Genomic DNA, 24,490 nt, shown 5'->3' with positions numbered 1-24,490 from the left:
TCAGAAAATATTGTCAAACTTATAAATTGTAAACAATAATCGCGTAAAAGTTTGAGTATTCTGATATGATGTTGGTAACTTCTGCCTTTAGGTAGAAAATTTTGTGCAAGGCAGTGACAAACAAATCGAGTTCATATAAGATTGCAAGTGTGTGAGGAGCGAACCAGTCAGGGTACCGAGACGAAACACGGCCAGTCGTCGGTACCCTTTCTGAGTTGGTAAGCATCATCACAAAGTTACATGCGCCTTTCAAAGCTTTTCCTTAATCAACTGCAACGATTAAACCCCGCCTTCTCGAGCAAAATGAACTCTTCAATTGCTGCTGCTACGCCATCTTCTTCAACAGTTGGCGCGACCCAGCGCGCAATATTTTTAACGGCTGATGGTGCATTACCCATCGCCACGCCAATTCCGGCATATTCTAGCATTTCCACATCGTTAAAATTATCGCCAATTGTCATCACGTTCGCCGCTTGAATACCCAAGCACTCTTCTGCTAAGTACCGTACAGCCGCAGCTTTGTTAACTAATGGATTGGTTGCTTCAAAAAAAGTCGCAACCGATTTTGTCATGTACAGTTCTGCTGGCGTATATCGCTGGCGCAAGCTTCCTAAAAGACGATCGATCAAAGCAACATCATCGCTAAGGGCTAGCACTTTTGTGGGTTCATCGGTGAGCACTTGACGCAAGTTGCCAACTGCAATTGGTTCAATTCCTGAACGTTCTGAGTAGAGTTGAGTTTCTGGGGTGAGTTCGCGCACATAAAGGCGATCGCGGATATAAAAGTGAACCGACAGCAGCGATCGCAATTGTGGTTGCTCAAAATAATCTAACAACTGATGCGCAGTGGCTTTGGCAACGGGTAAATGACGATGCATTTTTTGCGTATGCGGATCTTGAATCCAAGCTCCTTGGTATGCTAACAACGGCATTGTCGAACCAATATCGTGATGAAAGCGTAACGCAGAGCAATACATTCTTCCGGTCGCTAGTGCGACTTCCACGCCTTTAGCTTTTGCAGCTTGAATCGCATCGCGGACAGCAGGACGAATTGTATTTGATTCTCCGGCGATTGTACCGTCGATATCGAGTACCAGCAGTTTGATGTGAGTTTTGAGTTGGTAATTGGTCATTGGTAATTGAAACTCCCCATCACCTTGTTTCTTTATTCTCTAAGCTAAGAACAGGTGACATCATCAAGTAAATCATCTATTTACAGAAAAATTTTTGGGAAAGACTTTCACTGCCAAAGTATAAATTAACTTAGCTGTTACCTGCGATCGCTGACAATACATATTTTGTCAAAGTGTCATTTGTTTTGCGGCTCAAGTCGTTATTATCATTTTTTGTGCTCAAACTTACAGAAGTCAACTAGGCAAATTTGTGTGGATTAGGTGTAGTAGAAAATACTTAATATTGGCGTTTTTAATATAACAAAATCAGCTTAAAAGTAGATAAAAAAAAAAGTAGAGATAGATACACTGAAGCAATTGCTTTTTAGGTATAGGAATAAATTAGTATGCAGGGGATTGAGCGGATTGGGAAGCAAACAGCAGCCCACGCGAATGCATTGTTAGATGAAGCATCTATTGAGCCTTTAGTCATCGAGCCTCCTGCTACAGAATGTGAAGTATGCGTTGTTGTGCCGGTGCGCGATGAAGCTGAACATTTAGTTGCGACGCTCAATGCCTTGGCGCATCAAATTGATTTACAAGGAAAACCACTGCATCACAGCCGTTACGAAATTATTCTACTAGCGAATAACTGTTGTGATGATTCGGCAGCGATCGCGCGGGAATTTGCTCAGCAGCACCCATCATTAGCACTTCACGTTGTCGAAATCACTTTACCCAAGGCTGAAGCTTATATTGGTAAAGTGCGGCGGCTTTTAATGAACGAAGCGTATCGTCGATTGCAGAGTATAGGACGCGATCGCGGCGTAATTGCTTCAACCGATGGCGATACTCGCGTCGCCCCGACTTGGATTGCTGCCACTTTAGCAGAAATATCTCGCGGTGCGGACGCGGTTGGGGGGAGAATTATCACAGATCGTGCTGAACGCAGTCAATTAGATCCTTATGCGCGGTTGTGTCATTTACGTGAGGTAGGCTATCGCTATCTCTTAACCGAACTCGAAACTTATCTCGATCCTGAACCATACGAGCGCTGGCCGCGACATTATCAGCATTATGGTGCAAGTTTAGCCGTGACAGCCCAAATGTACGCTCGCGTAGGCGGAATGCCTGCGGTACGCACGCCAGAAGACGTTGCTTTTTATCAAGCATTAGTACGTGTTGATGCGAGGTTTCGTCATAGTCCAGCGGTAAAGGTCATCACTTCCGCACGACAAACCGGACGTGCCAAAAATGGTTTAGCACATCAATTGCGCGAATGGACGGCGATGGGACACAAACATCAACCATTTATTGTTGAGTCAGTAGCGCGAAGCGAACAAAAACTGCAAGCACGTCGGAAACTACGATTGCTGTGGATGCGATCGCGGCTTCACCAACTCAATGAATATGAAATTGCGCAATGCGCGCAAGAATGGGGAGTCTCGCTGGCTTGGCTCGCCGCCGAACTGTATCAATCGCCAACGTTTGGCTTGTTAAGAGAACGCGTCAGAGAAAAGCAAGTCATTGAATTAGAACGCGATTGTCACCAAGAAATTTCGCAGGCGATTGCCGAGCTGCGATCGCGTTTAAGTCATTTACGTAAAACCCCTCCCATTTATCTAAACCCGCTCGAACAAGTCAAGCCGATATTGCTCTTCCCGCTGTCCGTGCAAATGCCGCAAGTGCGAATCAGTTAATTCCATAAACGAGTCGTGAACTTCATCACCCCATAACGGGTAATCTTCGGCATATAGCGTCCAGTGAACAAGCAGCAAATGTCCTCCTGATTCTAGATGCTCTAGGATCAACTTTTGCGTTTTTCTTAAATCATCCCACGATAAGTAATAACCAACTTCAGAAACTAAAGTTAAATCAAAGGTTTCTTGCGGGTAATCGAGCGGCACTTGCATCAATTGAAATTTGACGTGAGGTTGATGCTGACAGCGTTTAATAGCGCGATTCAAGGCGATTTCTGACGCATCAATAGAAAACAGTGCATCGCAACGTTCGGCTAAACGCGAAGTGAGAACACCAATCGAACAACCAATTTCGAGCGCAGAGCGGTAGCGTTGTTTTGGTAGTGCGGCTAGAGTGTTTGCATATTTATTCGCCTCATATTCGCTCGTCTCAAATTGCCAAGGATCTTCATCAGCAGTATAGAGATCGTTAAAATATTGGGGCTGGAGTGACTCCATAGGTGGCTTCGGTTGATTCATCAAGTTTGCTCCAAGTAAAGTTCCCAAGGATGGGCAAAGTGTGCCAGCATTTCAGGTGTTAAACGAAAACCCTGTGGGTCGTCATCAATTAAATCAGTTGTTTGCGAACGGTATGCTGCGATCGCCTGTTGTTTTAAATCGAGTACCGTACTTATATCCAACCGCCACGGCTTAACATTTACAGGTAAGGTAGCATCTTTGCGTTGTAAAGGGTCCCAATCCCAAATTAGATATTCAATTTGCCGCAGCGATAAATTTGCCGTGTCGATTGCAGTTGTGAGCAGTTCCCAAGTCGCGCGGTGATCGGGGTGCGGATCGTATCGCCAAGGTAAAAAGACGGTTTGCAGACTGCGGCTTGAAAGGTATTTTTGCAAGCGAGTTACTACAAAATCAAAATCATTGCTATTTCTATTAGGAACCGCACCATCTTTGAGGCGGAAAAATGTTACTGCGACTTTATTACCAAGCACCGCGAGTGCAGCGAGAGTTTCTCGTTCGCGTAAGTCTCTCAATGCGGGTGCAGGGTAGCGAAGCGAGTTAGGATGCGATTGAGTTCCATCGCTAACAACAAGTACCTCGACAGAGATGCCAAGCTGATGTAATAAAGCGATCGCCCCACCACAACCAAGCGATTCATCATCAGGATGTGGCGCAACAATGAGCGTCGAACCAAAATCAGCAATCGCACTTGCAGGATATATTGAAATTTGCTCCGGATGAGCTAATAACGTTTGCGACACAATCTGAGTCATAGCATCCACAGCGAACTTGCAGGCTTTTCACTCCCTAACGCGTATTGCCCGACATTAGCGATCGCTGCATCAAACGCGGGTTGGCGTAGGTACAAAGTCAAGTCACGAATAACGCGTTCTATTGGATTTGGTGGAAGTAAGCCGCGAGTACCGACACAGCGTTCGCATAACTGCATGACATCCATACAAATTTGCTCAATCGCGGTACGTACCATATTGCTATAGGCGACAATTTTGCTGGCTTGGGGATGAACTTCAGAAGCATACCCGCCAAATACAGGCGCGTACTCATCGACTAAAGTTGCTGCACCGCGTAGCCAAAGATGACCACTTTCGAGGGCGATCGCCATTTTTCCTAAGCGTTCTTCCTGGTAAGGATCTTGCGTCCGATGGAGTGACTGGAGATATTCCCGCGTTAAATTAAACAATGCTTCTGCACCACCAAGTTGCACCGCCGCAAAGCGAATCACGCCACCTGTTAACCATGGTTGACGAAAGTAATCGCCAGGATTACCAATAACGTAAAGCGGCGCAAGTTCCACCCCTGTAAAGTCTACTTTGTAGCTCGCCGATGCGCGCATTCCTGAAGGTTGCCACCATGCGGGATCGACAACTGTCTCAACTTCATCCATCGGCACAATACACATTTGCCAGCTACCATCGGGTAATGCCCCATTCACAAACGGACGTTCGACAAAACCGCAACCCGAAGCAAAAGTTTTCGAGCCTTCTAGACGATAATTGCCATTGTCTAGCGGAATCACTTTGACTCCATCCGCAGCTTCAGCATTCCAGACGCCAAAGATTTTATGGCGATCGCGTGCAGCTTCTGCAAAGGTCTCAATTTGTTCTGGCGTACCAAACGTGTTAATCAGTTGTAGCGCGTTAACGTGACCTTCATAAACGCGTCCAACGGATAAATTACCGCGACCTAATTGTTTAAGTAACAGCAATAAAGGTAAAGTTCCCCCCGCTTGCGTTCCCAAACCTAATCCGCCTAATTCGCGAGGTAATGGTGCGCTCAAGAATCCTGCTTGCGTGATGAGTTCAAATTCTTTTGCGGGAAAGGCTCCATGACAATCTACCGTTGCAGCGTTAGCAAATGCAAAATCAGCGATCTCGACAACCCGTGCTAAAATTTCTGCGATTGCTGGCTCGTGCCAACTATCAGGGATAACGCTAAGTGAAAGTTGTGTAGTAATAATGTCCTCCTTCAAGTCCTTGCCATCATCAAAGAGCGCAAACCGCATACCCAAAAGCTTTTTGGTATCTATTATCCCTGTCGCACCGCAACTTATGTTCATTCCTGAGATAGAGCTTGTCTTGTAGTGAGGGTCAGGGAAATCACTACGAGCTTCTATAATGTTCTAACTCTGTTGACTAAGGCTATAACTAGCAGAGAAAATATTCTCCCCTGCTCCTCTGCTCTACCTCACGGAGTCACCGGCGTCGTCGGCGGTGGAGAAGGTTGAGCTTCTGGTGGGACTGGGCTGACGGGTTCAGGAGTTGTTTGAATCGCAGGCGTTTGTCCTTCTGGGATAAACGTAGGAGAAAGATTTCCTAGAGGATCGCTAGCATCGATACAACTATCCATCGCTTGGACAGGCGTCAAATTAATTTCGCTGCGTAAACCAACAACGCATTCAGCAAAGCGTACTGGCAATAAACTACGACCGCAGTAATCTAAAACATTTGCCGGTTGTTGTTCGCTCGTTTGGCTAATTCCGACGACACAGGCGGCTAAATCATCTTGACGGCGTACTTGTCTGCATGTTGCTAGTGCATCGGTTGCGGCGATATTTGTACGCTGATTAATGTTTAAAACACAACTAGATAGCGATCGCGGATTCAGTGCTGCGGCACAAGCGTTAGCTGCGGCGACATCAGCGATACCAACACTCAAAAGACGGGCTGTACAAACACGAAAACTATTGCGATAAGACGTGGTAATTGTCGCCGTAGCGCTAGGAACAGCAGACATGACGAGTACTGCAACAGCGAAAGGAGTAGCAGCTACACGGATACGCTTTTTTTCGATTGCCATATCACCTTCACTTAAATTAAGTCTTCCAAAGCGATAAAATTTTATTTTCCGCTATATTAAAGCCCAGATGAGCATTCGAGGAAGTTTAATTTACCCTTGATTTTGCCAATCTGATTATTACAGATTTATAATGGTCAATTTGGGAGAAGTTTGACAAGGTAGTAAAGAGGAACCCATGTCCCGATACAGAGGACCAAGACTAAGAGTTGTTCGCCGCTTAGGAGAGTTACCAGGATTAACTCGTAAAAGCGCTCGTCGTTCATATCCACCAGGACAGCACGGACAAAACCGTAAGAAGCGTTCTGAATACGCTGTCCGTCTCGAAGAGAAGCAGAAGCTGCGTTTTAACTACGGTTTAACCGAAAAGCAGTTGTTACGTTACGTCCGTCGTGCTAGACGCGTGACTGGCTCAACGGGACAGGTGCTATTGCAACTATTAGAAATGCGACTGGATAATACTGTTTTCCGGATGGGAATGGCTCCGACGATTCCCGCAGCTCGGCAATTAGTGAATCACGGTCATATTGTGGTGAACGATCGAGTCGTCGATATTGCAAGTTATCAATGTCGCCCAGGCGATGTGATTAAAGTTAGAGACCGCGAAGCTTCAAGAAAGTTAGTAGAAAATAATCTACAATATCCAGGACTTGCGAACCTTCCTAGCCATTTAGAGTTTGACAAAAACAAGCTCGAAGGTAAAGTTAACGGTTTGGTTGAGCGCGAGTGGGTGGCGCTACAAGTCAACGAATTGTTGGTCGTTGAGTACTACTCAAGACAAGCTTAACGATTTTAGATTTTGAATTTCGGATTATTAGCCTAGCGACTTCTGTCGCGGCTTAACAGCCTAAGTCCACCTTCGCAAACTAATAAGAATTAGTGCTTGAGAAACCTACGAAGGTAGGTATTGTCTGATTAGCTGCGGTTTCAACCGCTAGGTTTTCCATAATCGCAGTCAATCCAAAATCTAGAATTGAATTAACCTCCAATTTGTGACATTGTGCGACTATATGCACCAGTTGTCCCTGATTCGCGTTGTTTGAAATTGATTTCCGGTTTAATCGCAAGCAGTTGGCGCACTTCTTGGCGTAGTTGTGCCATACTAGCGCCAGCGCGCAAGGGTGTTTTCAAATCGATTTGATGACCTTCGTTGAGTAGGCACGGACGTAACCAGCCATCAGCAGAAAGCCGCATCCGGTTGCAGCGATCGCAAAAACATTCGGACATCTGACTAATGAACCCTATAGTACCCTTTGCACCAGGAATCTGAAAAACATCCGCAGGACCGTTACCACGTACCTGCGATTCTGTCAAGCCAAAAGAATTACGGATGCGTTGGCGAAGTTCTTCAGAAGCAATCCAGCCGCGATCGCCAAAAAGTTGAAAATTGCCAATCGGCATAAATTCGATGAAACGAACGTGCCATTGACGGTCAATTGTTAAGGCAGCAAGATCGAGCACTTCACGATCGTTCACGCCAGGGATGACTACTACATTCAGTTTTAAAGGATCGAAACCAACTTGATATGCAGCTTGAATACCTTGCCAGACTTGTGACCAGCGCGAACGACCGCGATTGCCAATGATTTGGTCAAACGTGTTGGGATCGAGCGAATCTAAACTAATATTAATCCGTCGCAGCCCTGCATCGTAAAGCGCTTGTGCCATACCTGCGAGCAAAAACCCGTTAGTTGTCATCGCCAAGTCTTGAGTTTGAGGAAAAGCAGCGATCGCGCGGACAATTTCAATGACACCAGGACGCAGTAACGGTTCTCCGCCCGTTAGCCGAAACCGCGTAAAGCCGACGGGAATAAAGACTTCTTCAATTAAACTGAGCAGTTCGGCATCAGTTAATAGCTGTTGCCGCAAAATATAATCTAACTCAGCACCTTCCGGCATACAGTATTGACACCGGAAGTTACAGCGGTCGATTAAGCTGATCCGGAGGTAGTCTACTGCATTCATAGTGATTAGTGGCTAGTTATAAGTTAAGTTTTGAAAGGTAAAGGGTGAGGGGTGAGTGACTAGTTATTATTAACTAGTGATGAGTTTTGAGTGATGTAGAAAGCACTATTCTTTCTGTGTTTCCTCTGCACCCCTGCTTCCTCTGCTCCTCTTTTCTTTAGCTTCCTGAGAGCTTATCCGCCTGACTCCTAATTCTTATTCTGTACGATCGCCAACTTCTCCAGCAGGAACAGGTGCGAGTTGTGGTTGAAAGGGAAGTAAGTTGCGCAAAATTTTGACCACTGATTGACTGCGGGGTTCGCGGACAAAAACGAGTGGCAATAGCGCGATTAAGCGGACGATAACTGAAAGTGCAAATAACCCTGGTAAACCACCAATCACAGATAGTTGGGCGAGAAAGCCGCCTGTGGTTGTGCCAAAAGCGCCACAAACGCCAGATATTGCTGCTGCGATCGCAAAGTATTTTGATGGGTGTTCGACGGGAGCAACTTCCATTTGGATATTGTTGTTACATAAATCAATTGCTGCCCAAGTTCCACCACTAAAGATATGAATTAACGGCAACCAGAGCCAGCGCGACAGAGAATCGCTACCAGCTCCCAACCAAAATATGGGTGTAATGGCGGCTAAAATGCCTACAAGAAGCAGTAAGGGACGATTACCTACGCGATCTGCCATTTTGCCCCACAACACTAACATGACGAGATTAGCTCCCGCGGTCAAACTCGTGTAAGTAGTGACCCAACTTAAATCTAAATGTAAATTATCTAACAGATATAAATTAAAAAACGGCGCGCTTAAGTTAACCGCAAACGTCCACAAGCCAAAGTAAAGCAAAAACTTTAAAAAATTAGTATCTTGACAAAGACTAGGCTGTAGACGGCTACTCTCATCAACGACGTTCAAAGTCTCTGCAGTTTTTGCCTTGGTGCGATAAGAAGCAGCATCTCTAGGTTGTAACGGGTTAACATCTGCCATCAAAAACTGGCATCCTAAGCTAATTAGCCCAGCCACGATACCTAAAAACAACACGATACCGTAACCTTGAACACTGCTATGAGGCCATGCGGAAACAGCAAAACCAAAGACTGGCACGCTTAACAAAGTTGTGAGGCTACTGGCACTGTTGCGCAAGCCGAAATAACGTCCGCGTAGGCGATGGGGAACTAGTGCTGCCATCCAACTTACCCAGCAAGAACTACCCAGGGCATTTAGGATGTGTGTCACCAAAATCATCCCCAGCGTCCAGCTGACCAGTTGATGTAAGTCGGCTCCCGACCAGCATACCCAACCAATACCCGCAACTAAAATTAACCACAGTAACCGAGATACGCCAAAAATACATAAGCAATAGTTATGACGGCTTGTGGTTCGGTCGGCAAAATAAGCCCCTAGAGGCTGCAGCAAATTGACTACCATCGGAATCGACGAGAGCATTCCGATCTCTACAGAACTTGCTCCTAGCTGTAATAAAAAATTGGTGAGCAAGACCCCACTGGTAATACTAGAGAAAATCGCTGCAAAGATTCCATCTAGCGTTGATGCTCTAAGACTTGTCCGAATTTCTTGTGCCGAAATTTTAGGCGGTAGTTCGCTGGGTGGGATCGCTACCGCGTGATGGTGTTCTCTAAGTTCTATGGTGGGATGAGAGATGGTTTCCACTAGGCATTATCCAACTTTGAGTTCGGCTTTGGGGTTAGCTAAATAAACAGCGACAGTGTCGCCAGATACGTTTCTCAATCTATTGAAACAAAAAATAAAGATAATATTCTCTCTGTCGCTGGTTACAATTCCAATTTTGAGGAGTGATGAGTTGCTGTTGACTAGAGAAAAACAAGCTTTCAGGCGTTAACACAATATCTCAACTGCCTCTAATTTACTTAGACCAGTTTTTGCGTATTTCAGCAACAGATTCAAACATACACCCTCCGGTTCTTATCTAAATTTCTTAAATTACGAATTACAAATCCGTGGGCTTAAGCCTACGGCAAATTACGAATTAGTAATAGTCTTTCTCAACCAAAAATGCTCTGATATGCCTATGAAGCGCTCTCAACTTCGTTCCGGATATACTTTGCCAGTATTTGCTTGTGCGGCGGCGATCGCAGCTTTACATTGGCTACACAAAAAGCAAGGCATGACATCCGTTAATGTCAATCTTATTCATCCTGCAGAAATTGTCAAAATTCCAATTGAACAAGTTGCAGGGGTTGCGCAAGGCGCATTGGCAATTACGCGGAGCGATCCTGGTGATAATCTCGATTTAACTCGAAATACGCCAATTTGGGCATTGGTAGAACCGCGTACAGAAGGGCAGGCGGTCGCGATCCGTGGCGGTGAAGGAATTGGCAAGATAAATGCCACAGGAGAAGCAGCGATTTATCGCTATGCACAGCAATTAATTCAAGAGAACTTGACGCAGTTGCTACAACCAGGCGAAAAGATCGCTGTGACGATTATTCTTCCCGAAGGAAGACAATTAGCCGAGCGGACATCGAATGCTGCGTTTGGTGTTGTCGAAGGACTTTCTTTGTTGGGAACGAGTGGAATTGCTCAACCCTTAAGCGCTCCTGAGCAACTAGAAGCCTTTCGCGAGGAATTACAAGCTAAAAGTCATTTGGATTGTTTGGTGTTTTGTATTGGGGAAAATGGCTTGGATTTAGCAACACAAATGGGAATTAATTCTGAGCGATTGGTGAAAACGGCAAATTGGCTGGGACCTTTACTTGTGGAAGCTGCCATGCAGCAAGTCGCCGCAATTTTACTGTTTGGCTATCACGGAAAGCTGATGAAACTCGCAGGAGGAATTTTTCACACGCACCATCACCTTGCGGATGGGCGCCGCGAAATTCTAACAGCATATGCCGCCAACGCAGGTTTACCAACACCAGTGCTGCAAACTCTGTTTACAAGTTCTACCGCAGAAGCTGCACTCAAGTATTTGCGGAAAGCGGACGCGCAAGCAGGAAGTAACTGGGTAAATACTGTGTACGGTGCGATCGCCCAGAGCATTGACCAACGCACTCAAGAATATATCTATAAACACAGTACTCGCCAACTTCAGGTTGGTTCAGTATTGTTTGACCGCGATCGCCAAATTATTGTCAAAAGTGAAATCGGCTCCACTTTGCTTGCCCATTTGTGTTAACTTAAGAAAAATATATATTCGATACCAATAAATAACTTTTTAAGGATCTATCGTCTGGTAGGTATTTAATAGTACGTACTACCGAGATAGAAGCTTTTAACCTTCATCGCTGCACACCTTCATCGGGAATTCATCTCTGTGACTATCCAGACACAAACACCGCCTCAATTGACTTCGGGGCAGCTGGATCGCCAAATGATTGTCATCTTGGACTTCGGCTCCCAGTACTCTGAACTGATTGCCCGTCGCATTCGGGAAACGCAAGTTTATTCAGAGGTGGTTTCCTATCGCACGACTGCTGAACAATTAAAGCAACTCAATCCTAAAGGAATTATCCTTTCAGGAGGACCAAATTCAGTCTACGACGTCGGCGCTCCGCAATGCGATCCCCAGATTTGGGAGTTAGGTATTCCAATTCTGGGTGTTTGTTACGGGATGCAGTTGATGGTCAATCAACTCGGCGGGAATGTCGTTCGTGCTGAACGCGGTGAGTATGGCAAAGCCTCTCTTTCGATTGACGATCCGACGGACTTACTGACAAACGTCGAAGACGGCACAATTATGTGGATGAGTCATGGAGACTCGTGTACCGTCTTGCCAGAAGGATTTGAAATTTTAGCACACACAGAAAATACGTCCTGTGCTGCGATCGCGCACCACGAAAAGAAACTTTACGGCGTGCAGTTTCACCCAGAGGTCGTGCATTCATTGGGTGGAATGGCGTTGATTCGTAACTTTGTCTATCACATTTGCGACTGCGAACCAACGTGGACAACAGAAGCTTTTGTTGATGAAGCAATTCGCGAGATTCGTGCCAAAGTTGGAAACAAACGCGTATTACTAGCGCTTTCTGGTGGTGTTGATTCTTCAACGTTGGCGTTTTTACTACACAAAGCAATTGGCGATCAGTTGACGTGTGTCTTTATTGACCAAGGCTTTATGCGCAAGCTAGAGCCAGAGCGGTTAGTTAAATTATTTCAAGAACAGTTCCACATTCCAGTCGAGTATGTTAATGCGCGCGATCGCTTTTTGGCAGCGATCGCCGGTGTTACCGATCCCGAAGAAAAACGCCGTCGCATCGGACACGAATTTATCAAAGAATTTGAAGAAGCTTCCAAACGCTTAGGACCTTTTGATTATCTAGCACAAGGAACTTTGTATCCTGATGTGATTGAATCGGCGGATACAAATGTTGACCCAAAAACAGGGGAACGTGTCGCTGTGAAAATCAAGAGTCACCACAATGTTGGTGGCTTACCCAAAGACTTACGATTTAAACTTGTCGAACCACTGCGCAAATTATTTAAAGATGAAGTGCGTAAGGTTGGGCGTTCAATTGGTTTACCTGATGAAATTGTGCAACGACAGCCGTTTCCAGGACCTGGTTTAGCAATTCGGATTTTGGGTGAAGTGACCGAAGAACGTTTAGAAATTTTACGCGATGCCGATTTAATTGTCCGTCAGGAGATTAACCGTAACGGTATCTACAATCAACTATGGCAAGCGTTTGCAGTTTTATTACCAATTCGTAGTGTTGGCGTAATGGGCGATCAGCGTACTTATGCGTACCCGATTGTTTTACGTTTAGTTTCTAGTGAAGATGGGATGACTGCGGATTGGGCGAGAGTTCCGTATGACTTGCTAGAGACGATTTCTAACCGCATTGTGAATGAAGTTCGCGGCGTAAATCGCGTCGTTTACGACATTACTTCCAAGCCACCAGGAACGATTGAGTGGGAGTAATTGATATTATGCTCCGGCTTTTGCCTACTCGTATTCAAGATTGAGATGTATAACAACATCGCTAGTCTTTATCATTTTGTTTATCCTAACTGGAACGAAGCGATCGCTAAGCACGGAACTGCACTCAACGGTGTAATTCATAATTTCGTGGGTGCAGCACCACTATTAATTCTTGATGTTTCCTGGGTATCGGAACCCAAGCACTAGAACTCGCGACTTTAGGACACAACAACGTTACAGCCTCTGATTTATTCGCAGCAGTCGTTGCACAGGCGCGCAAAGAAACTCGATCGCGCGAACTCGAAATGACATTCAAAGTAGCAGATATGCGTCAATGCGCCCAAACGCATGGTGTTTTAAGTACCGATAACTCCTTACTACACCTTTCTGGAGATAATGAAATTGGCGTTGCACTTCAGAGTTTCTATCAGTGTTTGCGACAAGATGGAGTGGCGATTGTGAGCTTGGGCGAGTATCTTGAGGATGAGGAAATATGGCAGTAGGTAGAGTGAGTGACCGGAATACCTACTAATGCTCAATTAGAAAGTTTATATGGGGTCAGCTACCAACTGATTTACATCATACTTGAGCTAATTGATCTTACTTCGTGTTGACGATCGAACTCGTAACGCATACATACTAGCTGGCTAGAACGAACTTGAGTTTCAAATCTTGCCTGCTGGGGAGCTTTCTAATGAACCGAGTTGACTATAATGCAACGGTTGATGATGAATTAAAGCAGTATTGTCTCAAATATCGTGGGAATCGAGATACTTTTTAAGCATACTTAGACAGAATCAATCAGCGTCCACCTAGAATTATTACAAGCCCCAGCGATCCTGATATTGATGAGAAAGTTCAAACGGCGATTCGCCAAAAGCTAGAAGCGGCGCGAAGTGACACCGATCAGCAGTTTAACACTGTGTTGGAACCGACTGATGAAAATTGAGTTTGTGCACGTCCAAATTTGCCGTAACAAAGTATTTCTTTTCTAATTTGGAATGTGAAAACACTACTATAGAATCAACAGCTTATAACTTAAGCTTCATAGCTGATGCGATCGCTTTGATAATCTGGTGGTTCAATATGAATAGAAATGCGTACAGGGCTAAATTTTTCTATCAGCCTGGCTTCGACTTCTTCGGTTATCTTATGCGCTGTTTCTACTTCTATGGCGTCAACGATTAAATGCATTTCAATAAAAACTTGTCGCCCGACAACGCCTCTTGAAGCAATATCGTGACAGTTAATGACACCAGGAACTTGCATGACAAGTTCATAAATTGCTTCAGGTGCGATCGCCATTTCATCAACAAGCCATGGTAAGTTTTCTCTTAATACTGACCAACCACTTTTGAAGACGAGTAACGCTACCGGAAAAGCTAAAATCACATCCAACCATTGCAGTTGTGGCAAGTTTAAAATGTTTCCCTGCCATATACCAACTAACCCTGCCATTACTGTAATCGTTACCCAAACATCACTCATGGTATGCTTGGCATCAGCAATTAAAATTGGACTGCCTACGCGTCGACCGACGGTACGTTCATAGAAAGCAACGAAAATATTAATTCCGAGAACAATTAGCAGTAACCATAATTCTGATGAAGAGATCCTGACAGGTTCACTAGTATTGAGGATTCGTTCTATAGTACTTTGAAGAATTTGAAAGCACGCAATACCTAAAAACGCTGCAATTCCTAACGCTCCTACGGCTTCAAATTTGAGATGTCCGTACGGGTGATCGCGATCGGGTTGCGGTGAAGAAAAACGACTGGCAATCAACCCTAAAATATTATTAGCCCCATCGGTAACGCTGTGTAAGGCATCAGCTTGCAAGCTTAAAGAACCTGTCCACCAACCTATTACAGCTTTTAATGTCATCACAGATATATTGAGTATCAATGTGATGAGCAACACTTTCCGCACCGTTGCACGGTTGTCTCTCATACAACTTTGTTATTTGATTTCCGTTAGAAAACCGGTAGACACATATATATTAGAGTTTTCAGCAGAAAGGAGTTTGCGTGCATAAGGAACTACACGGCAACAGGTAACATAAAGAAGCATGTTTGGATAAATTACGCTTATGTCCTCGAAGTTGACTTTGAACTTGGTTGAGGGTTCGGTTTCCTTTAGTTTCTCTCCAGAAGCAGCACGCGAGTTACAAAGTGCGATCGCCCAGTTGATGCAACGTCTTAAAGCAGTTAGTACTAAAACGTCTGCTGGTACCAAAGCGACTCCACAACAGCCTTTAGAATATCAGTACACGGGCGATGTGTTCTTAGAAATTTTTTGTAATCCTAATATTTGGGCAACACCTTTTGCCGCTAAAGTATTGATTACACTGCGCGACGCGCATATTCGCCTGACGACTGAAGCTGAACTGACTCGTATCAGTGAAGATATTAATTTCTACTTAGAACAAGTTAATTAAAATTTCAACGATTGCTTACGCAATGCGACTGTTGTGTTGCGATCGCTAGTTCTACTCAAACTTGTCAAATAAAAAATTGCTTTGCTCTAAGCAAAACAATCTATCAACTGATAAATATTTATAACAAGTCTCAGTTATTGTCAAGCGTGGTAGAACTTGGTAATAGGATGTAAATAGCGTATGTGCTAGACGGATTTATTGTATCAATTCGCTGGTGGGTTAGCGATCGCGACATCTCATTGATTTTTCTAGCCAAAGGACAAACAACTTAATCGTTGTCCCATTCCTCATGACCTAATAGATCGCCAATGCGATCGCGTAGCAGAAAATCACATTTTTCTAATTCTCCTTCCAGACATACCCATTCGCGGGGCGGAATGAATTGACACAATGTGTAGATTGGTTGTTGACGACTGATCACTCCTTTTTGCACCAGACGGCGTACCTCGTCTTGAATCACGTCTAACGAGTAACGAACAGGTGGCAATGTATTCACACTCATGATTTTTAACCCAGAAAAATAGTTGGGGAAACAGTGTTCAAAGCATTAAGACAGAACAAACTTTACTGTAATTTCGTTATTTGTATTTTACTATACTGATCTTTTTTTATTTTCGTCCTTTCCCTCTTACTATAATATTAATAAATATTGCTAGAGTCAAGAAAACATGACAATCTTACCTATAAAGTTATGCAGGTAAGACAATAGATAAGTTTGATTGCTAACACTATTGACAAGCAATAACCTATTAGCCATTCTGGGTATTCTATCTTTAGGTAAGGATGCGTTCTCAAAAATTTCTACCTATCGATAGAAAGCTTTATACATCGAATAAAGTATTCATAATTTTTAATTGAGCCGCAGGCATCTGCCCGTAGGAAAATAAACAAGGTGTAGCTGCGGGCAAAGCTGGTAGAAACTCGTTAACTATGTAAGGACTACCGTAAACGGTTAAAGCTTGCAAGTTTTCTAATTGTAATAATTTCTTCAACAAATTCTGCGCGACTTGAGTTAATCCGGCGCTACCGCGAAACGGATTACCGCGAATAAATAACTGTAATAAAGTGAGTTGAGTGCCGTCAAAACCTGTAATTGAAGTGTGACAATCGACAAGTTCTGTTGTGTAGCCAAACTGCTTTGGCAAGGCGATCGCGGGACTAATCTCACTCAAAAAATGACAGTTAAGTAGATTATCGACAACAATTAAGTTGCGTAAACTCCCCGAAGGTGTATTGACATTGATTGGTACAGAACCGTAAACAACCTGCGTTTCGCGCACAATCGCGTTCGCTGCTACTTCTGCTGAAGGTTGTGCTAATTCGGACAATCGGGGCGTGGTGGTATACTCAACTTGCTGTTTAGCGTGCCAAATCCGTTCTACAGAAGCACGAATTCGCTCTCTAGAAATGCGATCGCGCGCAACCGCTTCGCAGACAGCTTGAATTGCAGCTTCGGGTTCAAGAGGCATCAATAAAATATCTGCACCGGCTTCTACAGCTAATACTGCGGCTTCTTCGGTTCCATAGCGGTTTGCGATCGCGCCCATCACTAAGGCATCAGTGACGATCAATCCTTCAAATCCTAGCTGCTTGCGCAATTGTTGCGTTAAGATTTTTGGCGAAAGTGTCGCGGGGTATTCGCTATCCCAAGCGGGAATCAACAGATGCGCGCTCATCACTGCATCAACGCCAGCGGCGATCGCGGATTGAAATGGCGGTAATTCAATTTTTGCTAATCTTTCAGGCGAATGCGCTAATACAGGTAAATCGAGATGCGAATCGGTAGCGGTGTCGCCGTGCCCTGGAAAATGCTTGGCTGCGGTAAGTACGGGGAATTTTTTCGCACCTTGAATAAACGCTGTTGTTAATTGACTGACGATTTCTGGAGTTTCGCCAAACGCCCGCACGTTAATCACAGGGTTTGCTGGATTGTTATTTACATCCACAACTGGCGCTAATACCCAATTAATACCGATTGCTAACGCTTCTTGTGCGGTGACAGCACCCATTTGCGATGCGTATTGTACAGCAAGTGTGAGGTCTCGTTGGGCGATCGCACTTAGCGCCATCGGTGGTGGAAACTCAGTCGCGCCTGAAAATCTTTGTCCTACGCCTTCTTCAATATCGGCGGCGATCAGTAAAGGAAATTTTGCCCAAGTTTGGAGTTGCTGCGATCGCAGCGCAATTTCTCCTGCACTCCCTCCTAACAAAATGACACCACCAACACCCAGTTTTTCTAGCCAATATTGCAACTTGGCTGCGGGAGGTTCCCACTGTGGATATTGAATTTGGCGATCAAACAAATACCCAGAGGCGCGAACAACAACCATTTGAGCAACTTGTTCGGCAAGCGAAAGACTATTTATGTCAGGAAGCGATCGCATTATGGTAGATACTGCTAAAGTGTATGCTCTAGCTTATATTAGAAGCCATTAGCAGTTAACGCTTATTCATCATCAAACTCATCAATATCTTCGATTGCGATTGCATCATCCATTTGACGGCTTTGATTCAGTTGATTGAGCAGCGATAGAACCCTATCACCGCGCTCGATCGAACGATCTTCTTGAAAGACGATTTCTGGAGTTCGCCGTAAGCGGACTCTTTGCCCTAATTCACTACGGACGTATCCAGTTGCGGATTTTAAACCTGCCATTGTTTCGGCACGTGCTTCATCAGTACCATAGATACTGACAAAGATTTTGGCGTGTTGTAAATCGCCAGAAACATCGACTTCTGTAACACTCACCATTCCTGCGCCCACGCGATCGTCTTTGATGTCGTGGAGTAGCATTTGGCTGACTTCGCGTTTGATTAATTCGGCAACGCGAGAAACGCGACGACTAGTAGCCATTTGGGTTCTACTTCCTCACTCTAAATGTTGTCTTTACTTATTGTTCCTTGCTCGTGCTTAAATCGGATCTATCCCTAGCATGGCACGCAGTGTAAATGTGATAAAAACAATCGTCCCAATAAATATGCCTATGAGGGCGATCGCGGTGACTGGACGCTTAAATAGTGGTGCCAGTGGCGCAAACGCGTTTAAAAATATCCCTAGGACAATAGTAATAAAATAGCGGGGGTAGCGCGAGATGTTTTGCCAAAATCCATCAAACATCTTGTATTATTGAGATATTTTTGAGGTTTTCTTATTTGTTTAACATTATATAACAGTTGGTTTTGATTATAAAGTACTATTTTTTTTAACAAACCCCTAAGGCACAAAGGTCACAAAGAGGGGACAAAAGAGAAAATTTTATTGTTCTTCTATTGTTGCTCTTGGTGTTAAATTGAATAACTATAATCTTCTGTACAATTGAGTTAAGCTTCGCACTCAAATTGTTTTTTTATTAATGTTAACTCAAGAGCCTATTTACCCAAAACCATTTTTGAAGTGGGCTGGTGGTAAAACTAAGTTGATTCAACAGTATATTTCTTTGTTTCCACAAAAAATTATCAACTACTACGAGCCTTTTTTAGGGGGCGGTGCTGTCTTTTTTTATTTGTATAATCATTATTTTCTGAGTTCTGCCTTTCTTTCAGATATTAATCCTGAGTTAATTAATACGTACTTATGTATAAAGCATGATGTTGAAGCTGTTATTTCTTTATTGCAACAACATCAAGCAAACCATAATCAGGAATATTACTACTACATGCGCTCTTATAATACAGAAAATTCTGTAGAGCGAGCCGCACGATTAATTTATTTGAATAAAACTTGCTTCAATGGCTTGTATCGGGAAAATTCTAAGGGTGAATTTAATGTGCCGATGGGGAAATACAAAAATCCGCAGATTTGTAATCCTGAAGTATTGCGTGCTGTAGCAAAAGCATTGCAAGTAGCTCAAATAGAAGTAAAGCCATTTGAAACAGTTTTAAATTATGCGAAAAGTTCTGAAGATTTTGTGTACTTCGATCCTCCATATCATCCGCTAAGTGAAACTAGCAACTTTACTGCTTACAGCCGCGATTCTTTTAATAAAGACGATCAAATTAGACTAAAAAACGTCTGTGTAGAGTTAGCTCAAAGAGGGGTAAAACTCATCCAATCTAATTCAGATTGTCCTTTTATTCGAGAACTCTATAAAGATTTCAAAATTTATGAAATCCAAGCTGCTAGGGCAATTAACTCAAACGCCAGTAAACGAGGGAAGATTTCAGAAGTGTTGATTACTATATAGCGGGTATTTTGCTCGCTCCATATTGAGGCTGAGTAGCAAGTAATTATAATTGAACTACACCGCGATCGAAAACTTTGTTTTTCGTGTCGATTGCAGAAATTTCGATGCGATCGCGATACACTTCGTACGCTGCAAAGCTGAGTTTTTCGGCGGAATGTTCTGTCCATGCGGAACGTCCTACAGGGCGAACGCCAGCGCCAGCGCCGCAAGTTAAATAAGTTGTACCGTTAATTTCACGGGTACGTTCGTAGTTGTGATCGTGTCCATTGATATATAACGGCACATTGTATTTCTGAAAGAGTGGAGTTAATTCTTTGATTAACTTTTGATTTTCACCGTAATGACCAGAAGAATAAATTTGGTGATGTCCAAACACAATTTTCCAAGGTGCATCGCTGCGACTGAGCTCTGTTTCTAACCAAGCTAATTGTGACGTCCAATCAGCATTGTTGTTAGTATCTAAAGCAAAAAATTGCACAGCATCGCGCCGGAAGGTATAGTAGCGCCCTTGCATATTAAATCCTGGATACTTGACTTGCGGATCGCCATTTGCGGTGCGAATATCGTGATTTCCTAAACAAGCACGAAACTGAACGCCTTGTTTTAATAAAGGTTCGTAAGGACGTTCAAAAACTGCGCCTATTTTTTCGATTTCTCCATTGTTGTAAATATTATCTCCAGCTAAAACGGCTAAATCGAAAGTATTTTGCTTGTGATATTGTGTCATTGCCTGAGCAACTGCGTATTGACCTTTAGCACCAGTTCCTGTATCGGCTAGTGAAACGAATCGTAAAATTGGTTCGGATGCAAGCGGTTGAGCTTGAGAAACTAAGTTGAGATTAGGGTTGCGATCGCTGCTGCGGGGCTGAGTTTTATTCAACAACGCTAAACCAAAACCACTAATACCACTGAGAAAGACAAACTGACGACGCTTAAGAGGCATAATTCACACCATTGGGGAATCAAACCTCACAATGATAAATTAAGGCTGAGTAGGCAGCAACGTCATAATGCAACTTAATTGATGTGTCATTTACTGCCTTAGTATGGATTGATGTCACAACCACCCAATTCGCAACCGCCATCTTCACAACCGCAAAGAGCAAATCGAGGGTTTGTCAAAACACAGAGTGTGAGGCTCCTGCGGGGAACAATTAATATTTTAGAAAAATTGGTAACAAAACTTGAAGCTGAACCAACAGCACCGACGACACCCGTTTGGGAGCAACTGCAACGCGGATGGAGTCAAGTTTTAGCTACAATTCGCAATCTTTTACCCAGAAATACTTCAATCTCGGATACAGCGCTGACAGGTATTATTGCTGGAATTGCGATCGCTTTAGTAGGAACAACGGTCTTTTTTTTATCACCCAAATCACCGCCACCTGAAGTTGCAAAGATACCACCGAATGTTGTTCAGGAAGAACCACCAGAATCGCCGCGACCAATCGCTAAACCGATACCAGAAGCAGAACCTGAAATTCCTGCACCATCAGAACTAGTTGCACCAAAACCACCACAACTAATCGCTGAACCCACAGCAGAAGAAGAACCTGAAATTGCTGCACCATCAGAATTAGTTGCACCAGAACCACCACAACCACTTACAGAAATTCCTTCACCTGTGCTTCCAGAAAGTACTTCTGAGCCAATGACAGAACCGATGCTACCTGTGATAGAACCTACACCTGAACAGAGTTTGATTGCAGCTATTGAAAAGCAAGTTGCAGAAGTGAGCGATCGCTATGGTGATGGTTTTATTCAATCATTGCAAGCCAATTTTCCGGCGAATAGCCTAACGGTGACATTAAAAACTGATTGGTACAACCTAGAACCATCCCAACAAGACAAATTAGCCGCACAAATGTTTGAGCGAGCCAAGGAACTGGATTTTATCTACTTAGAAGTTATCGATCCCCAAGGAAATTTACTCGCACGTAGCCCAGTTATTGGGGAAAATATGGTGATTTTGAAACGACAAGCATGAGGAGCAGAGGAAGCAGAGGAGCGGAGGAGCGGAGGGAGCGGAGGGAGCAGAGGGAGCAGAGGAAGAATACTGTTTTCTATATAACTTGGAACTCATCACTAGTCAATAATAACTAGTTACTCATCCCCACCTCTCAAAACTTACTAACTAGTCACTAGCTTCTAACTGATCGCGGCTCGATATGCCTTTACTAAATAATCGATTCCGGTAATGGCTGTTCCCACAACGACGGCGTAGGCTCCAAGATCGAGTGCTTGACGTGCCATTTGGGGAGAAGCAATACCACCTTCACAAATTGCTGGGACTGCGACTTTTTCTACGATTTGTGTCAAAAGTTCAAAGCCAGGGGGAGATAAGTGTGTCGTTTGTTTTGTGTAGCCGTAGAGCGTTGTTCCCACAATATCTGCACCCGCAGCAACCGCCGCGATCGCTGATTCAATCGTATCGACATCTGCCATTACAGGTTTACCAAGTTCACGGTGAATTTGTTGAATTAAAGAACTTAGTGTCTCTCCCTCTGGACGTTGGCGTTGTGTGGCGTCAATAGCAATAATATCGGCTCCGGCGCGAGCGATCGCGGCAGCATGAGCAAACTGCGGTGTAATATACACGTCGTAGCCTGGGATTTGTTGTTTCCACAGTCCAATAATCGGTACTGTACAGCGCTGCTTTACTGCACTCACGTGTGCAGGCGTATCAATTCTAACGCCCACGGCTCCTTGATTCTCCGCTGCACGTGCAATCGCGGCAATAACTATTGGATCGTGTAATGGCGAGTCAACTGGCGCTTGACACGAAACAATTAAACCTTGTTTTAACTTGGCAATTACACTGTCGAATTTATATACCATATTATACTTTTAAAAAATCTGACATCTAGCCACTCACAGGCAACCAAACTGTAAAAATTGAACCATGACCGACAACGGATTCGACCGTGATATGTCCTTGGTGAAGTTCTACTAAGTGTTTGGTGAGGGCTAAACCTAGTCCTGTTCCTTCGTGTTGGCGGCGGTAGGGTGTATCTAGCTGTTGGAACTTCTCAAACAGTAGTGGTAACTGCTCTGTTGGAATGCCGATCCCTGTATCTTCTACTTGAAAGACAGCCGTATTTTGCTCTAGCCAAGCGCGTAAAGTCACTTGCCCGCCAGCTGGAGTAAATTTTACCGCATTGCTGAGTAGATTCCAGAGAATTTGCTGCACGCGTTTAAAATCTGCGGTAATGCGATCGCATGACGCGTCAATTCTTAAGTCTAAACGCAGATCGACGGCTTGTCGGGCGGCGATATTTCTAAACGACTGCAAACTCGCTTCGGCGATCGCGCTTAAGGAAAACTCGCTTTTCTCTAACAGTGTCTTACCCGCTTCAACTTCGGACAATGTTAAAATATCGTTGATCAGTGCTAATAAATGCTCGCCGCTATTGTGAATAGTTTCTAAATATTGTCGCTGACGCTCGGTTAATTTACCAAACGACCAACGTAACAGCGTCGCAGATAACCCGATAATTGTTGTCAGTGGCGATCGCAGTTCGTGACTCATTGTCGCTAAGAATTCACTTTTGGCACGGTTCGCAGCCTGCGCAGCGATTAAAGCATCTTGGAGGGCTTGAGTGCGTTCTGAGACTCGTTGTTCGAGTAACTGCTTTTCTCGCGTTAAAGATTGCATCAATTCAGCTTGATAAATCGCGATCGCCAGTTGTTCTGCGATTCTTTGCACTAAGTTTTTTTCGCTGTCGCGCCAATTGCGGGTTTCGTAACATTGATGCGCGATCAGTAACCCCCACAACTTTTCTTGAAAGACAATTGGTGCAACTAGCTTGGCGCGTACTTGACTCTCGCGCAAAAACTCAAGAAGACACTGCGAAAGGACGTAGGTTTTTTCGATATCATCGACAGCAAGGGTAAAGCCTTTGCGATACTTCTCCCAGCATTGTGAAGTTGGAATAAAACATCCTGCTTCACGGTAATTCAACATTGATGGAATTGATTCGGCTGCACGGGCTTCGTACACAACACACCCTGAATGTTTTTGCCAGGTATCGCTGCTAGAATAAAGCGCCTGCAACGAGGTCGCGCTTCCTTCGGGAGGGTTATCTTGTGCAAACTGATAAATTATCAAGCGATCCAATTGCAGAAAATTACGCACGTGGTTCACGGCTGTGGAAAGAATGACGGATAAATCTAAACTTTGACGAATTTGACTGGTAAGTTGATTTAGTAGCCGTTCGTGCGCAATCTGCTCTTTGAGCGCATCTTCTACTGGTTGACAAACAGATACGTGCGGATATTCTATGTGTGGTGCAGATGCTTTCTCTTTATTAAAGATAGATAACAGTAAGAGTGTAAAGTAACTTTGCAACCTAGCATCATTAGGTTCTAGGCTTTGACAATACTGCGCCAGTGTTTGGTATGCTTGAGCGTCGTGCTGAAAATTGTAACTGAGCTGTCGCATGAACTCAGCGATCGCATTGCGGTCAAACGTAAGATTCACGTCAAGCAATGACTCTTGTCCGTTAAATGATAAAAATTCCGCAGCCAATGATGAGATGTAGGCGGCATCATCAGGATCTGACATAATTGGATTCTGAAGGTTTGATTGTTCAGGTTCCTCTGGAAATCCCAACAGCAGCGCACTAAATCCTTGAGATATGATGACAACAAATTGTTGCTGCTTCTGAGGAACAGGAATTGACAAAAGAATGTCTTGTGTCAGCACCACAGCTTCTGTTTCTACGACTTGAGCCATTTGACACAACAATTGCCTTAGTTGTTCAAAAACTGCTGAGGGCAAAGTGCCGCGAAAACTCAAATCTTCAGGGTGAATCATGCTCTGAGGTTTATTAAAACATGGCTAGATAACTTTTCACTGCCGCTTTTTTCCTGTTGCAAATCATAAATCT

24 protein-coding genes and 1 pseudogene are annotated in these 24,490 nt (G+C 44.1%); 10 read left to right on the top strand and 15 right to left on the bottom strand.

Translation table 11 applies throughout. The annotated features are described in order from the left end of the window. Positions 1 to 266: 266 nt before the first annotated feature. A complete protein-coding gene (locus B1A85_RS07350) occupies positions 267 to 1,133 on the bottom strand; it encodes a Cof-type HAD-IIB family hydrolase (RefSeq protein ID WP_104546195.1) in 867 nt (288 codons plus the stop codon). Positions 1,134 to 1,519: 386 nt separating this feature from the next. Here B1A85_RS07350 and B1A85_RS07345 point away from each other — a divergent pair, with 386 nt between their 5' ends. Next, positions 1,520 to 2,812: a glycosyltransferase gene (locus B1A85_RS07345; RefSeq protein ID WP_104546194.1), complete on the top strand. Its 1,293-nt coding sequence runs from the start codon at positions 1,520 to 1,522 to the stop codon at positions 2,810 to 2,812. Here the strand turns inward: B1A85_RS07345 and B1A85_RS07340 are convergent. The 4 genes from B1A85_RS07340 to B1A85_RS07325 form a co-directional block, all read right to left on the bottom strand. Beyond that, entirely contained in the window at positions 2,735 to 3,331 is a 597-nt protein-coding gene (locus B1A85_RS07340) for a class I SAM-dependent methyltransferase (RefSeq protein ID WP_104546193.1), read from the bottom strand. The genes B1A85_RS07345 and B1A85_RS07340 overlap by 78 nt on opposite strands. Continuing rightward, positions 3,331 to 4,083 (bottom strand): PIG-L deacetylase family protein, encoded by a 753-nt coding sequence (locus B1A85_RS07335; protein ID WP_104546192.1) that lies wholly within the window; start codon positions 4,081 to 4,083, stop codon positions 3,331 to 3,333. Before B1A85_RS07335 ends, B1A85_RS07340 begins: the two co-directional genes overlap by 1 nt. Next, positions 4,080 to 5,300, bottom strand: coding sequence for an acyl-CoA dehydrogenase (locus tag B1A85_RS07330; RefSeq protein ID WP_104546332.1), 1,221 nt, complete (start codon positions 5,298 to 5,300; stop codon positions 4,080 to 4,082). Before B1A85_RS07330 ends, B1A85_RS07335 begins: the two co-directional genes overlap by 4 nt. A gap of 215 nt (positions 5,301 to 5,515) precedes the next feature. Further along, positions 5,516 to 6,127 (bottom strand): hypothetical protein, encoded by a 612-nt coding sequence (locus B1A85_RS07325; protein WP_104546191.1) that lies wholly within the window; start codon positions 6,125 to 6,127, stop codon positions 5,516 to 5,518. Positions 6,128 to 6,302: 175 nt separating this feature from the next. Here B1A85_RS07325 and rpsD point away from each other — a divergent pair, with 175 nt between their 5' ends. Beyond that, a complete protein-coding gene (rpsD, locus tag B1A85_RS07320; RefSeq protein WP_104546190.1) occupies positions 6,303 to 6,911 on the top strand; it encodes a 30S ribosomal protein S4 in 609 nt (202 codons plus the stop codon). Positions 6,912 to 7,102: 191 nt separating this feature from the next. Here the strand turns inward: rpsD and moaA are convergent, their stop codons facing one another. Together moaA and B1A85_RS07310 are read right to left on the bottom strand one after the other, a co-directional pair. Further along, positions 7,103 to 8,089, bottom strand: a complete 987-nt coding sequence (gene moaA / locus B1A85_RS07315; protein WP_104546189.1) for a GTP 3',8-cyclase MoaA — start codon at positions 8,087 to 8,089, stop codon at positions 7,103 to 7,105. A 195-nt stretch (positions 8,090 to 8,284) separates the two neighbouring features. Further along, positions 8,285 to 9,751 carry an MFS transporter gene (locus B1A85_RS07310; protein WP_104546188.1) on the bottom strand — a complete coding sequence of 489 codons (1,467 nt, stop codon included), beginning with the start codon at positions 9,749 to 9,751 and terminating at the stop codon, positions 8,285 to 8,287. A gap of 379 nt (positions 9,752 to 10,130) precedes the next feature. Here B1A85_RS07310 and cbiD point away from each other — a divergent pair, with 379 nt between their 5' ends. The 5 genes and pseudogenes from cbiD to B1A85_RS26015 form a co-directional block, all read left to right on the top strand. Further along, positions 10,131 to 11,237: a cobalt-precorrin-5B (C(1))-methyltransferase CbiD gene (gene cbiD, locus B1A85_RS07305; protein WP_104546187.1), complete on the top strand. Its 1,107-nt coding sequence runs from the start codon at positions 10,131 to 10,133 to the stop codon at positions 11,235 to 11,237. A gap of 195 nt (positions 11,238 to 11,432) precedes the next feature. Then, positions 11,433 to 12,980, top strand: coding sequence for a glutamine-hydrolyzing GMP synthase (guaA, locus tag B1A85_RS07300; RefSeq protein WP_210404286.1), 1,548 nt, complete (start codon positions 11,433 to 11,435; stop codon positions 12,978 to 12,980). A gap of 45 nt (positions 12,981 to 13,025) precedes the next feature. Further along, complete coding sequence (locus B1A85_RS24380) at positions 13,026 to 13,187, top strand: hypothetical protein (protein WP_210404219.1); 162 nt, start codon at positions 13,026 to 13,028, stop codon at positions 13,185 to 13,187. Further along, on the top strand, positions 13,163 to 13,483 hold the full coding sequence (locus tag B1A85_RS07295) for a class I SAM-dependent methyltransferase (RefSeq protein ID WP_210404285.1): 321 nt from the start codon (positions 13,163 to 13,165) through the stop codon (positions 13,481 to 13,483). Before B1A85_RS24380 ends, B1A85_RS07295 begins: the two co-directional genes overlap by 25 nt. A gap of 290 nt (positions 13,484 to 13,773) precedes the next feature. Then, positions 13,774 to 13,929, top strand: a pseudogene (locus B1A85_RS26015) (hypothetical protein); the annotation flags it as partial. An 89-nt stretch (positions 13,930 to 14,018) separates the two neighbouring features. Here the strand turns inward: B1A85_RS26015 and B1A85_RS07285 are convergent. Further along, a complete protein-coding gene (locus B1A85_RS07285; RefSeq protein ID WP_104546185.1) occupies positions 14,019 to 14,930 on the bottom strand; it encodes a cation diffusion facilitator family transporter in 912 nt (303 codons plus the stop codon). 139 nt (positions 14,931 to 15,069) lie between these two features. Between B1A85_RS07285 and B1A85_RS07280 the strand changes: the two genes are divergently transcribed. Beyond that, a complete protein-coding gene (locus B1A85_RS07280) occupies positions 15,070 to 15,417 on the top strand; it encodes a hypothetical protein (protein WP_104546184.1) in 348 nt (115 codons plus the stop codon). A 268-nt stretch (positions 15,418 to 15,685) separates the two neighbouring features. Here B1A85_RS07280 and B1A85_RS07275 read toward each other — a convergent pair whose 3' ends face one another. The 4 genes from B1A85_RS07275 to B1A85_RS07260 form a co-directional block, all read right to left on the bottom strand. Next, entirely contained in the window at positions 15,686 to 15,919 is a 234-nt protein-coding gene (locus B1A85_RS07275; RefSeq protein WP_015187198.1) for a DUF4327 family protein, read from the bottom strand. A 319-nt stretch (positions 15,920 to 16,238) separates the two neighbouring features. Further along, a complete protein-coding gene (locus B1A85_RS07270) occupies positions 16,239 to 17,801 on the bottom strand; it encodes a glycoside hydrolase family 3 N-terminal domain-containing protein (protein WP_104546183.1) in 1,563 nt (520 codons plus the stop codon). A gap of 62 nt (positions 17,802 to 17,863) precedes the next feature. Further along, positions 17,864 to 18,271, bottom strand: a complete 408-nt coding sequence (gene rbfA, locus B1A85_RS07265; protein WP_104546182.1) for a 30S ribosome-binding factor RbfA — start codon at positions 18,269 to 18,271, stop codon at positions 17,864 to 17,866. Between the two features lie 57 nt (positions 18,272 to 18,328). Continuing rightward, the gene (locus B1A85_RS07260) at positions 18,329 to 18,535 is read right to left on the bottom strand and encodes a DUF751 family protein (protein WP_104546181.1); all 207 of its coding nucleotides are present in this window, start codon (positions 18,533 to 18,535) and stop codon (positions 18,329 to 18,331) included. Between the two features lie 235 nt (positions 18,536 to 18,770). On the opposite strand from B1A85_RS07260, the gene B1A85_RS07255 reads away from it, so the two are divergent. Then, positions 18,771 to 19,601: a DNA adenine methylase gene (locus tag B1A85_RS07255; RefSeq protein ID WP_104546180.1), complete on the top strand. Its 831-nt coding sequence runs from the start codon at positions 18,771 to 18,773 to the stop codon at positions 19,599 to 19,601. Between the two features lie 43 nt (positions 19,602 to 19,644). Here the strand turns inward: B1A85_RS07255 and B1A85_RS07250 are convergent, their stop codons facing one another. Further along, entirely contained in the window at positions 19,645 to 20,544 is a 900-nt protein-coding gene (locus B1A85_RS07250; RefSeq protein ID WP_104546179.1) for a metallophosphoesterase, read from the bottom strand. Between the two features lie 111 nt (positions 20,545 to 20,655). Here B1A85_RS07250 and B1A85_RS07245 point away from each other — a divergent pair, with 111 nt between their 5' ends. Then, the gene (locus B1A85_RS07245; protein ID WP_104546178.1) at positions 20,656 to 21,588 is read left to right on the top strand and encodes a hypothetical protein; all 933 of its coding nucleotides are present in this window, start codon (positions 20,656 to 20,658) and stop codon (positions 21,586 to 21,588) included. A 161-nt stretch (positions 21,589 to 21,749) separates the two neighbouring features. On the opposite strand, the gene B1A85_RS07240 is transcribed toward B1A85_RS07245, so the two are convergent. Both B1A85_RS07240 and B1A85_RS07235 read right to left on the bottom strand, forming a co-directional pair. Then, positions 21,750 to 22,439, bottom strand: a complete 690-nt coding sequence (locus B1A85_RS07240; RefSeq protein WP_104546177.1) for an N-acetylmannosamine-6-phosphate 2-epimerase — start codon at positions 22,437 to 22,439, stop codon at positions 21,750 to 21,752. A 25-nt stretch (positions 22,440 to 22,464) separates the two neighbouring features. Further along, positions 22,465 to 24,417 carry a GAF domain-containing sensor histidine kinase gene (locus B1A85_RS07235; RefSeq protein WP_104546176.1) on the bottom strand — a complete coding sequence of 651 codons (1,953 nt, stop codon included), beginning with the start codon at positions 24,415 to 24,417 and terminating at the stop codon, positions 22,465 to 22,467. Positions 24,418 to 24,490: the final 73 nt, after the last annotated feature.

Origin of the sequence: Chroococcidiopsis sp. TS-821 (assembly GCF_002939305.1) — a bacterium.
Lineage (GTDB): Bacteria > Cyanobacteriota > Cyanobacteriia > Cyanobacteriales > Chroococcidiopsidaceae > Chroogloeocystis.
This window is presented reverse-complemented; position numbering and strand designations above follow the sequence as displayed.